General features: G+C 69.8%; 5 protein-coding genes. All 5 read left to right on the top strand.

Translation table 11 applies throughout. The features are described from left to right. The first annotated feature begins 212 nt into the window (after nt 1–212). The 5 genes from ACXR2U_RS19290 to ACXR2U_RS19310 all read left to right on the top strand — a co-directional run bounded on the left by ACXR2U_RS19290 (nt 213) and on the right by ACXR2U_RS19310 (nt 12,822). A complete protein-coding gene (locus ACXR2U_RS19290) occupies nt 213–695 on the top strand; it encodes a hypothetical protein (protein WP_458826705.1) in 483 nt (160 codons plus the stop codon). 399 nt (nt 696–1,094) lie between these two features. Beyond that, a complete protein-coding gene (rpoB, locus tag ACXR2U_RS19295; RefSeq protein ID WP_458826733.1) occupies nt 1,095–4,520 on the top strand; it encodes a DNA-directed RNA polymerase subunit beta in 3,426 nt (1,141 codons plus the stop codon). A gap of 103 nt (nt 4,521–4,623) precedes the next feature. Next, nucleotides 4,624–8,541, top strand: coding sequence for a DNA-directed RNA polymerase subunit beta' (locus tag ACXR2U_RS19300; protein WP_458826706.1), 3,918 nt, complete (start codon nt 4,624–4,626; stop codon nt 8,539–8,541). A 195-nt stretch (nt 8,542–8,736) separates the two neighbouring features. Then, a complete protein-coding gene (locus ACXR2U_RS19305; RefSeq protein ID WP_458826707.1) occupies nt 8,737–11,841 on the top strand; it encodes a fibronectin type III domain-containing protein in 3,105 nt (1,034 codons plus the stop codon). A gap of 111 nt (nt 11,842–11,952) precedes the next feature. After that, complete coding sequence (locus ACXR2U_RS19310) at nt 11,953–12,822, top strand: DUF4394 domain-containing protein (RefSeq protein WP_458826708.1); 870 nt, start codon at nt 11,953–11,955, stop codon at nt 12,820–12,822. Nucleotides 12,823–12,834 lie beyond the last annotated feature (12 nt).

A 12,834-nucleotide genomic window follows, 5' to 3' on the forward strand; every position in this document is an offset into this window, starting at 1 on the left:
CCAAGGCCGCGACCGCCCGGCCCGCCTCCGCGACGCCGAGGTCGTCGGTCGGCAAGGCGGCCGCCCGCCCGCGTCCCCGCCCCCGGCCCGCCGACGAGAGCCCGGCCGCCACAGAGGGGTCCCCAGCGAGGTCCGGCAGGTCCGCCGGCGGGTCCGCCGAGGAAGTACCGGCGGGGGAGTCCGGGGCCGGCCGTCCCGGTCGTGGCGTCACCGTGGCGTCGCTGCTGCTCGTCGCGGCCCTGGTGGCCGTCGGGGTCGTCTTCCTGGTCCGCACCCTCACCGCGGACCCCGCGGTCGACCCGGCCCAGACCGAGCGCGCGCTGGCGAGCGCGAAGTCCGACGTCGCGCTGCTGACCAGCTACGGCTACCAGACCATCGACGCCGACGCCGCCAAGGCGGCGGCGGTCATCACCGGCGGGTTCAAGGACCAGTACCTCAAGGCCATCGACACCGTGGTCAAGCCACAGCTGCCCTCGAGCCAGACGGTCGCGGTCGGTCAGGTCGACACCGCGGGCCTGGTCTCGGCCGCCCCGAACGGCCGCCAGGTGGTCGTGCTGGTCTACGCCCAGCAGTCGGTCACCAACAAGGCCCAGACCACGCCCCGCATCGACGCCCTGCAGATCCGGGTCACGATGGACCTCGTCGGGGGCACCTGGCTGGTCTCCGCGCTCGAACAACTGGGCAACAACGCCTGAGCGAGCCCCCCGCACGGGGCTCGCGACACGCCGTCCACCGCACGGCGCTCCGGCTTGACGGGAGCCTCTGCCGCGGTGCACCCTCTACCGGAGCACGACGCCTCACGCGGCCACCCGGCCCCGGAGCGGCCGGCCCCGGCGGGACCTCTGGTCCCGAGCGGTGCGGCCCCGTTCCCGGGCCTCCGGGCGGACCTCGACCCGGGGCTCGACAGCTGCTGCGCGCCCAGCTACACTCGACCTTTGCGCTGCCTTCTGCCTGCCCAGATCCGGACCGGCCCGCACTCCGGCCAGGTCCTCTTCGTGGTGCCCGCAGAGGCGCAGCGCTGTCGATGACGGCGCCGGTCCTCGGAAGGACGCATCTTGGCTCGCAGCAGCACTGACGTTCCCAGCACCACCACCATCGCGGGTGTACCCGCAGCTCCACCCCGTACAACCTTCGCGAAGCTCCGTGAGCCTCTCGAGGTCCCCAACCTGCTCGCCCTCCAGACCGAGTCGTTCGACTGGCTGGTCGGCAACGAGGCGTGGGCAGAGCGTGTCGCCGCCGCGGCGGCGACCTCGAGCGGCCCCGGCGGGGCGGTCTCGACCTCCTCGGGTCTCGCGGAGATCCTCGGCGAGATCTCGCCGATCGAGGACTTCTCGGGCTCGATGAGCCTGTCCTTCTCCAACCCGCGCTTCGAGGACGTCAAGGCGTCCATCGAAGAGTGCAAGGACAAGGACATGACCTACGCGGCGCCGTTGTTCGTCACCGCGGAGTTCACCAACAACACCACCGGCGAGATCAAGAGCCAGACGGTGTTCATGGGCGACTTCCCGATGATGACCCGCAAGGGCACCTTCATCATCAACGGCACCGAGCGTGTCGTGGTGTCGCAGCTGGTCCGCAGCCCGGGCGTCTACTTCGACCGCACGCTGGACAAGGCGAGCGACGTCGACGTCTACAGCGTGAAGGTCATCCCGGGCCGTGGCGCCTGGCTGGAGTTCGACGTCGACAAGCGCGCCACCGTCGGTGTCCGCATCGACCGCAAGCGCCGCCAGCCGGTCACCGTCCTGCTGAAGGCCCTGGGCTGGGAGACCGAGCGGATCCGTGAGCGCTTCGGCTGGTCCGAGACGCTGCTCGCGACCCTCGAGAAGGACCACATCGCCACCGGCGACGAAGCCCTGCTCGACATCTACCGCAAGCTGCGCCCGGGCGAGCCGCCCACGCGCGAGTCGGCGCAGGTGCTGCTCGAGAACCTCTTCTTCAACCCCAAGCGCTACGACCTCGCGAAGGTCGGTCGCTACAAGGTCGACAAGAAGCTGGGTGTCGAGACCCCGATCGGGACCGGCACGCTCACCGAAGAGGACATCGTCGCGACGATCGAGTACCTCCTGCACCTGCACGCGGGTGACGAGGGCTACGAGACCGACGACATCGACCACTTCGGCAACCGTCGCCTGCGCAGCGTCGGCGAGCTCATCCAGAACCAGGTCCGCGTGGGCCTGTCCCGGATGGAGCGCGTCGTCCGCGAGCGCATGACGACCCAGGACGTCGAGGCGATCACGCCGCAGACCCTGATCAACATCCGGCCGGTCGTGGCGTCCATCAAGGAGTTCTTCGGGACGTCGCAGCTGTCGCAGTTCATGGACCAGACCAACCCGCTCGCGGGCCTGACCCACAAGCGTCGCCTGTCGGCGCTGGGTCCGGGTGGTCTGTCCCGTGACCGCGCCGGCATGGAGGTCCGTGACGTCCACACGTCGCACTACGGCCGCATGTGCCCGATCGAGACCCCGGAAGGCCCGAACATCGGCCTCATCGGGTCGCTCGCGTCGTACGGGCGGATCAACGCGTTCGGGTTCATCGAGACCCCGTACCGCAAGATCGTCGACGGCAAGGTCACCGACGACGTCGACTACCTGTCCGCCGACGAGGAGGACCGGTACGTCATCGCGCAGGCGAACGCCGTCCTCGACGCCCAGGGCAACTTCATGGACGAGAAGCTGCTCGTCCGCAAGAAGGGTGGCGAGGTCGACTACTTCTCGCCGGCCGACGTCGAGTACATGGACGTCTCGCCGCGCCAGATGGTGTCGGTCGCGACCGCGATGATCCCGTTCCTCGAGCACGACGACGCGAACCGCGCCCTCATGGGCGCGAACATGCAGCGTCAGGCCGTGCCGCTCCTGCGCGCCGAGGCCCCGCTCGTGGGCACCGGCATGGAGCTGCGTGCGGCGGTCGACGCCGCCGACGTCGTCACGGCCGACAAGCCGGGCGTCGTCGAGGAGGTCTCCGCCGACTACGTCACGGTCATGGCCGACGACGGCACCCGGCAGACCTACCGGCTGGCGAAGTTCGCGCGCTCGAACCAGGGCACGAGCTTCAACCAGAAGCCGATCGTCGACGAGGGCTGGCGGGTCGAGCCCGGCCAGGTGCTCGCCGACGGCCCGTCCACCGACCGCGGTGAGATGGCGCTGGGCAAGAACCTGCTGGTCGCGTTCATGCCGTGGCAGGGCCACAACTACGAGGACGCGATCATCCTCAACCAGCGGCTGGTCCAGGACGACGTCCTCACCTCGATCCACGTCGAGGAGCACGAGGTCGACGCCCGCGACACCAAGCTGGGCGCCGAGGAGATCACCCGGGACATCCCGAACGTGTCCGACGAGGTCCTCGCCGAGCTCGACGAGCGCGGCATCGTGCGCATCGGTGCCGACGTCCGCGACGGCGACGTGCTGGTCGGCAAGGTCACGCCGAAGGGCGAGACCGAGCTGACCCCCGAGGAGCGGCTGCTCCGCGCGATCTTCGGGGAGAAGGCCCGCGAGGTCCGCGACACCTCGATGAAGGTGCCGCACGGCGAGTCCGGCAAGGTCATCGGCGTCCGCGTGTTCTCGCGCGAGGACGGCGACGAGCTGGCCCCGGGCGTCAACGAGCTGGTCCGCGTCTACATCGCCCAGAAGCGCAAGATCCAGGACGGCGACAAGCTCGCCGGCCGGCACGGCAACAAGGGCGTCATCTCGAAGATCCTCCCGCCGGAGGACATGCCGTTCCTCGAGGACGGCACCCCGGTCGACATCGTGCTGAACCCGCTGGGCGTGCCCAGCCGCATGAACGTCGGCCAGGTGCTGGAGACCCACCTCGGGTGGGTCGCCAAGACCGGCTGGAACGTCGAGGGGACCCCGGACTGGGCGGCCCGGCTGCCCGAGCCCGCCCGCAACGGCGAGCCCGGCACCAACGTCGCGACCCCCGTCTTCGACGGTGCGCGCGAGGAGGAGATCACCGGCCTGCTGTCCTCGACGCTGCCGACCCGTGACGGTCAGCAGCTCATCGGTGCCAGCGGCAAGGCCCGGCTCATCGACGGTCGCTCCGGCGACCCGTTCCCGGAGCCGGTCTCGGTCGGCTACGTCTACATCCTCAAGCTCCACCACCTGGTCGACGACAAGATCCACGCCCGTTCGACCGGTCCGTACTCGATGATCACGCAGCAGCCCCTGGGCGGTAAGGCCCAGTTCGGCGGCCAGCGGTTCGGCGAGATGGAGTGCTGGGCGATGCAGGCCTACGGCGCGGCGTACGCGTTGCAGGAGCTGCTGACGATCAAGTCCGACGACATCCTCGGCCGCGTCAAGGTGTACGAGGCGATCGTCAAGGGCGAGAACGTGCCCGAGCCCGGCATCCCCGAGTCCTTCAAGGTGCTGCTCAAGGAGCTGCAGAGCCTCTGCCTCAACGTCGAGGTCCTGAGCTCCGACGGCAACACCGTGGAGATGCGCGACACCGACGACGACTTCTTCCGCGCGGCGGAGGAGCTCGGCATCGACCTGTCGCGTCGCGAGCCGTCTTCGGTCGAAGAGGTCTGACGCACGAACCCCGGCGGCCGGTCGTCACGCTCACCAGCGTGACGGCCGGCCCCACCCAAGCTGCTAAGCAATCCACAAGCACCACCAGCAGAAGGTAGGAACCTTGCTCGACGTCAACGTGTTCGACGAGCTGCGTATCGGTCTGGCCACCGCGGACGACATCCGCGCCTGGTCGCACGGTGAAGTGAAGAAGCCCGAGACCATCAACTACCGGACTCTCAAGCCTGAGAAGGACGGTCTGTTCTGCGAGAAGATCTTCGGTCCCACCCGGGACTGGGAGTGCTACTGCGGCAAGTACAAGCGCGTGCGCTTCAAGGGGATCATCTGCGAGCGCTGTGGCGTCGAGGTCACGCGGGCCAAGGTCCGTCGTGAGCGCATGGGCCACATCGAGCTCGCCGCTCCCGTGACCCACATCTGGTACTTCAAGGGCGTCCCGTCGCGGTTGGGCTACCTGCTCGACCTCGCGCCGAAGGACCTCGAGAAGATCATCTACTTCGCGGCCTACCTCATCACCACCGTCGACACCGAGGCCCGTCACCGGGACATGTCGACCCTGGAGAACGAGATCTCCGCGGAGAAGTCGACGCTGGAGAAGAACCGCGACGCCACGATCGAGGCCCGCGCCAAGAAGCTCGAGACCGACCTGGCCGAGCTCGAGGCCGAGGGCGCGAAGAGCGACGTCCGCCGCAAGGTGCGTGAGGGCGGCGAGCGCGAGATGCGTCAGCTGCGCGACCGCTCCCAGCGCGAGATCGACCGTCTCGAAGAGGTCATCGACACCTTCCGCAAGCTCGACGTCAAGCAGCTCATCGGCGACGAGGGCCTGTACCGCGAGCTCCGTGACCGCTTCGGTGAGTACTTCACCGGCGGCATGGGTGCCGAGGCGTTGCAGACGCTGCTGCGCAACTTCGACCTCGAGGCCGAGGCCGAGTCGCTGCGCGAGACGATCCGTTCGGGCCGTGGTCAGAAGAAGATCCGCGCGCTCAAGCGGCTGAAGGTCGTCGCGTCGTTCCTGCAGACCACCAACAGCCCCATGGGCATGGTGCTCGACTGCGTGCCGGTCATCCCGCCGGACCTGCGTCCGATGGTGCAGCTGGACGGTGGCCGCTTCGCGACCTCCGACCTCAACGACCTGTACCGCCGCGTCATCAACCGCAACAACCGCCTCAAGCGACTGATCGACCTCGGCGCGCCCGAGATCATCGTCAACAACGAGAAGCGGATGCTGCAGGAGTCGGTCGACGCCCTGTTCGACAACGGCCGTCGTGGCCGTCCCGTCACGGGTCCCGGCAACCGGCCGCTGAAGTCGCTGTCGGACCTGCTCAAGGGCAAGCAGGGCCGGTTCCGTCAGAACCTGCTCGGCAAGCGCGTCGACTACTCCGGCCGCTCGGTCATCGTCGTCGGACCGCAGCTCAAGCTGCACCAGTGCGGCCTGCCCAAGCAGATGGCGTTGGAGCTGTTCAAGCCGTTCGTCATGAAGCGGCTGGTCGACCTCTCGCACGCGCAGAACATCAAGTCGGCCAAGCGCATGGTCGAGCGCGCGCGCCCGGTGGTGTGGGACGTCCTCGAAGAGGTCATCTCCGAGCACCCGGTGCTGCTGAATCGTGCGCCCACGCTGCACCGTCTGGGCATCCAGGCCTTCGAGCCGCAGCTGGTCGAGGGCAAGGCCATCCAGATCCACCCGCTCGTCTGCACCGCGTTCAACGCGGACTTCGACGGTGACCAGATGGCCGTGCACCTGCCGCTGTCGGCGGAGGCGCAGGCCGAGGCCCGCGTGCTGATGCTGTCGACCAACAACATCCTCAAGCCCGCCGACGGCCGTCCGGTGACGATGCCGACCCAGGACATGATCCTGGGCCTGTACCACCTCACCACGCTCCGCGAGGAGCAGACCGGTGCGGGACAGGTGTTCTCGTCGGAGTCCGAGGCGCTCATGGCGCGCGACGCCAAGTCGCTCGGCCTGCAGGCGCCGGTGAAGATCCGCATGTCCGGCGTGACCGAGGTCGACAACGGCCGCGGTGTCGAGCCGTGGGTCGCGCCCGAGGACTGGACCCCCGGTGAGCCCACGCTCATCGAGACCACGCTCGGCCGCACGATCTTCAACGAGGCCCTGCCGGTCGACTACCGCTTCGTGAACTACGAGGTGACCAAGAAGGAGCTCGGCCAGATCGTCAACGACCTGGCGGAGCGGTACAGCAAGGTGCAGGTCGCGGCGTCGCTCGACGCTCTCAAGGCGGCCGGCTTCTTCTGGGCCACCCGCTCGGGCATCACCATCGCCATCGACGACGTCGTGACCCCTGCCCGCAAGCAGGAGATCCTCGACGGCTACGAGGCGCAGGCGGAGAAGATCGAGAAGCAGTACCAGCGCGGCGTCATCACCGAGGAGGAGCGCCGTCAGGAGCTCGTCGAGGTGTGGACCAAGGCCACGGCCGAGGTCGCGAAGGAGATGGAGGCGAACTTCCCGAAGACGAACCCCGTCTACATCATGGTCAACTCCGGCGCTCGCGGGAACATGATGCAGATGCGGCAGATCGCCGGTATGCGCGGCCTGGTGGCCAACCCCAAGGGCGAGATCATCCCGCGCCCGATCAAGGCCAACTTCCGTGAGGGTCTGTCCGTCCTCGAGTACTTCATCGCCTCGCACGGTGCCCGCAAGGGTCTCGCCGACACCGCTCTGCGGACCGCCGACTCGGGGTACCTGACCCGTCGTCTGGTCGACGTCTCGCAGGACGTCATCGTCCGTGAGGAGGACTGCGGCACCGACCGCGGCGTCGTCCTCGCGATCGCGTCGGAGCTGCCGGACGGCACGCTGGTGAAGGACGTCCACGCGGAGACCTCGGTCTACGCCCGCGTCCTCGCCGAGGACGTCGAGACGCCCGGTGGCGAGGTGCTGGCCACGGCCGGTTCCGACCTGGGTGACGTCCTCATCGACGAGCTCGTCGCGAAGGGCATCACCGAGGTCCGGCTGCGTTCGGTCCTCACCTGCGAGTCGGCCGTCGGCACCTGCGCGACCTGCTACGGCCGGTCGCTCGCCACGGGCAAGCTCGTGGACGTCGGCGAGGCGGTCGGCATCATCGCCGCCCAGTCGATCGGTGAGCCCGGCACGCAGCTGACCATGCGCACGTTCCACACCGGCGGCATCGCCGGTGAGGACATCACGCACGGTCTGCCCCGTGTGGCCGAGCTGTTCGAGGCGCGCGTGCCCAAGGGCAACGCCCCGATCGCCGAGGCCACCGGCACCGTCCGCGTCGAGGAGCCGGAGCCCGGCACCATCGCCACGGCGAAGTCGTCCGGCCGCCGGCTGGTCGTCACGCCCGACGACGGTGGCGAGGAGGTCGAGTACCCGATCTCCCGTCGTGCCCGACTGCTCATCAGCGACGGCCAGCGCGTGGAGGTCGGCCAGCAGCTGATCGCCGGTGCGGTCAACCCGCACGAGGTGCTGCGGATCATGGGCTCGCGCGAGGTGCAGCTGCACCTGGTCCGCGAGGTCCAGGAGGTCTACCGCAGCCAGGGTGTCGCGATCCACGACAAGCACATCGAGGTGATCATCCGGCAGATGCTCAAGCGCGTCACGGTGATCGACTCGGGTGCGACCGAGTTCCTCCCCGGTTCGCTGGTGGAGCGCTCGCTGTTCGAGACCGAGAACCGTCGCGTGGTCGCCGAGGGCGGGGAGCCGGCTTCCGGCCGTCCCGTGCTCATGGGCATCACGAAGGCGTCGCTCGCGACCGAGTCGTGGCTGTCGGCGGCGTCGTTCCAGGAGACCACCCGGGTGCTCACCGACGCGGCCATCGCCGCGAAGAGCGACTCCCTCGTGGGCCTCAAGGAGAACGTCATCATCGGCAAGCTCATCCCGGCCGGTACCGGCATCTCGCGGTACCGCAACCTCGAGGTGCAGCCGACCGAGGAGGCCCGCGCCGCGGCCTTCACGATGGCGGGCTACGACGAGAACGACTACTACGGGTTCGGCCCGGGTGGCGGCCAGGCCGTCCACCTGGACGACTTCGGGTACAGCGACTACCGCTGATCTGAACGCCTGATCGACCGACGGCCCCCGGCCGCCCACCACGGTGGGCAGCCGGGGGCCGTCGTCGTTCCCGGGGTCACCGGGTCGGTGCCGCCTCTCCGGTTTCACGCGTGTCGTCCCGTTCGCGCCGGGATCCGACTGCGGGTCCTCCGCCATCACCCCCCGCTGGCGCCTCGCGTGACCTAGTCTCCGGCCGTGAAGATCTCCCGGGCTCGTGTCGTCGTGGCGCTCGTGGCCGCTCTCCTCGGCTCCGTGTCGGCCGGGGTGCAACCGGCGCAGGCGGTGGGGCAGCAGCCGGGGACCTACGTGGCGCTGTCGCCCGCGCGGCTGCTGGACACCCGGTCGGGCAACGGGGCGGCGCGGGCACCGGTGGGCGCGGGTGGCACGGTCGACCTGCAGGTCACCGGGCGCGGCGGGGTACCGGCCACCGGGGTGTCCGCCGTCCTGCTCAACGTGACCGTCACCAACCCGAAGGGCAGCGGGTACATCACCGCGTTCCCCACCGGTCAGCAGCGTCCGACCGCCTCGAACCTCAACTTCGTGCCGCGTCAGACGGTGCCGAACCTGGTCGCGGTGCGGCTGGGCAGCGGTGGTCGCGTCTCCCTGTTCAACGGCAGCGGGGGAACGGTGGACCTGCTGGCCGACGTCGCGGGCTACTACGTCGACGGCGCGGCCGTGCGGCCGGGCACGTTCGAGCCGCTGCTGCCGTCCCGGCTGCTCGACACCCGCTCGGGGTACGGCGCTCCGCCCGGCCCGGTCGGGAGAGGTTCGACGGTGACGTTCCAGGCCGTCGGCGGCATCATCCCGAGCAACGCCTCGGCGGTCCTGCTCAACGTCACGGTCACCAACGTCACCGGCTCCGGGTACATCACCGCGTACCCGGACGGCAGCACGCGGCCGACGGCGTCGAGCCTGAACTTCGCCGCCCGTCGGACCGTGCCGAACCTGGTCGCGGTGAAGGTGGGGGCCGACGGTCGGGTCGCGCTCTACAACGGCAGCGGCGGGAACGTCGACCTGCTCGCCGACATCGCGGGGTACGTCAACGGCGGTACGCCGGTGACCGACGTCGGCGCCTTCGCGGCGTTGCCACCCACCCGGGTGCTCGACACCCGCTCCGGCAACGGCGCGCCGGCCGGGCGGGTGTCGCCCGGCGGCACGGTCCAGCTGCCGGTCACCGGCCGCGGGGGCGTGCCGGCCACCGGGGTCGCGGCCGTGCTGCTCAACGTGACGGCCGTGTCCCCGACGGGTGCGGGATACCTCACCGTCTACCCCTCGGGCGGTCCTCGACCCACCGCGTCCAACCTCAACTTCGGCGTGGGAGACATCCGCGCCAACCTCGTCGCCGCGAGGGTGGGCGCCGGAGGAACCGTTGCGCTGTACAACGGTAGTGGCGGCACCGTGGACGTCCTGGCCGACGTCGCGGGCTACGTCCTCGCCTCCGCGCCCGACACCAACGCTCCGGCGCCGGTGACGAACGTGGCCGTCCCCGCGTTCACCGACCACAGCGTGACGCTGACCTGGACCAACCCGTCCGACGCCGACTTCGCGGGGGTGATCGTGCGCCGCGCGGTCGGACCCAACCCGCCGACGTCTCCGACCGCCGGCACCGCCGTGGCCGACACCGCCGCATCCACCTTCGTCGACACCGGGGTCACGAGCGGCACCACCTACTCGTACGCCCTGTTCGCCCACGACACCTCGGGCAACTACGCCACCCGTGCCACCTCGCCCGCCGTCGTCACCGACTACGCACCGGTGACGAACGCGCGGACGACGGCCGTGACGTCGAGCAGCGTCACGTTGGCCTGGACCCGCTCCGCCGACGCGTCCGCCAGCCGGGTCGAGATCCGCCGGGCCCAGGGGTCCACCCCGCCGGCGTCGTCGAGTGCTGGGGCGTTGGTCGCCGACACCGACGCCACCACGGTCACGGACTCCGGCCTCGCCGCGAACACCCCCTACGCCTACGCGCTGTTCGCCCACGACGTCGAGGGTCGCGAGGCCGCGCCCGCGACCGTCACCGCCAGGACGGCGGTCGTCACCCCGCCCAACGGCATCGTGGCGAGCGTCGGCACCGTCGACTGGACCAAGGACTCGGTCTACGACGGCGGAAACTGGGCCACGCCGGACGTCGTGCACGAGTATGCCGCGGGAGCCGGTCGTGTCGGCGTCGCGACCTACCACCCTTCCTCCGGTTCGCTCACCGCCCAGACCTTCGACCCCGTGTCCCACAGCCAGATCGGCGCGACCGTCACTCGTTCCACCGCGGGCTGGCCCGTCTGGGGTGGCTTCTACGCCGCCCCGACCGGCGACTTCTACGTCGCTCTCGGCAAGGACAACCCCGATCAGGACGACCACCTCGACGTGGTCGCGATCCGTCGGTACTCGGCGGACTGGACCCTGCTCGGCACGGCGTACGTCGAGGGCGGTGCGACCCAGGCCAGCCTGAAGGGGATCTACGAGCCCTTCGCGTTCGGGGCTGCGCACATGGTGCTGACGGGCACCACGCTCGTGCTGCACATGAGCCGCACGATCTATGCGATCCAGAACGTGCATCATCAAGCCAACCTGACAATTCAGGTCGACGTCTCCACGATGACCGCCACGCCGTTCGCAGACCTCGGGGGCGCGCCGTCTGCCAGCCACTCGTTCCAGCAGCTGGTTGCGATGAACGGGAGCAGCCTGGTCGCGATCGACCACGGTGACACCTATCCCCGCGCGGTGGAGCTCAGCGTTTTCGCGAACTACCCGAGCCAGCACTCGCTCACGACGTACGACCTGCTCGACTTCAACCCCCGCGACACCGACTTCGGCAACAACTACACCGGCGCCACCGTCACCGGCCTGGTGAGTGGGCCGTCGGGCATCGTCGTGACGGGCAACTCCATCCACCAACCCGGGCCTGTGGGCAGCGAGGAGGACCACGAGGTCCGCAACGTGTACATCGTCGCGGCGGACCCTGCGAGTGGTGCGCACACCCTCACCTGGCTCACCTCGTTCCCCGCCGCAGGCACCACGCAGGCGCTCGAACCGCGGGTCGTGCAGGTGGCAGCGGACCGGTTCGCCGTGCTGTTCACCGTGACGACCGGCGGTGCGGTGCGCACCGAGTACCGGCTCATCGACTCCGCCGGGGTGGTGCAGGGGAGCGCGACGTTCGAGGGCTTCCGGTTCGACGCCGGCACCGACCCGGTGCACGTCGGCTCGGCCGTCTACTGGACCGGGCGACCGGCGTCAGGGAGCACCGGCTACGTCTACGGGATCGACGTCTCGGACCCGACCTCGCCGCACCTGCTCGGGAGCTGATTGCTGGGTGTCGGTGAAGAACCGGGGCCGGGGGCGAACCGGGGCCGGCCGGCCGGTCGAAGGAGGGGCAGCGCGTCCGCGCTGACCTCGATCGAACGGAAGGCAAACCTCATGCGAACTCATCTCGGTGCCGTCACCGCGGTGGCGTGCAGCACGGTGCTCATCGGATCCGCCCTGGCGGCGACGGCCGGTGCGGCACCGGTCGCGCCTCCGTCCACGGCGAGCGCTCCGGTGGCGCTGCTGCTCGGCGCGGACGGGCGCAGCCTGACCGTCCTGCGCGCCGACACCGGCGTGCTCAGCCCGATGCGCAAGATCACCGGGTTCAAGGCGGGGGAGACCGCGTTGGTCGGCATCGACGTGCGCGTGCAGGACGGCAAGACGTACGCCGTCGGCAACGCCGGCGTGGTCTACACCGTGACCGACAAGGGCGTCCTGACCAAGGTCCGCAAGCTCACCGTGCCGCTGTCCGGCACCGCGTTCGGCGTGGACTTCAACCCGGCCGCGAACGCCCTGCGCATCATCAGCGACACCGGCCAGAACCTGCGTCAGACCTTCGTCGACACCACGACCGGCACCGTCGAGGACCTCGCCCTCAACTACGTCGCGGGCACGACGGCCACCGGGCTGAGTGCCGCGGCGTACACCAACAACGACCTGTCGGCGAACTCCGGGACGACGCTGTTCGACATCGACACCGCGCTGGACCAGGTCGTGACCCAGGCGCCGGCGAACAACGGGACGCTGCAGTTGACCGGCAAGCTCGGCGCCGACGTCACCGACATCGGGTTCGACATCTTCACCCAGATCGACGACACCGGCCGTGCGACCGACAACACCGGCTACGCGGTCGTCCCCGACGGTGCGGGCAACACCACCCTGCACACGGTGTCCCTGCTGACCGGGCAGGCGCCGGTGCGGGCCACGCTGACCGGCAGCTTCGGCGACATCGCGATCAAGACCATCCCCGCCCCGGCGGCCTGACCCGCTGTGTCG

It is taken from the genome of Jatrophihabitans sp. YIM 134969 (assembly GCF_054456675.1).

What these genes read in the sequence shown, in the direction of transcription:
- ACXR2U_RS19310 (WP_458826708.1), top strand. Translation starts at nt 11,953, where the DNA reads ATGCGAACTCATCTCGGTGCCGTCACCGCGGTGGCGTGCAGCACGGTG.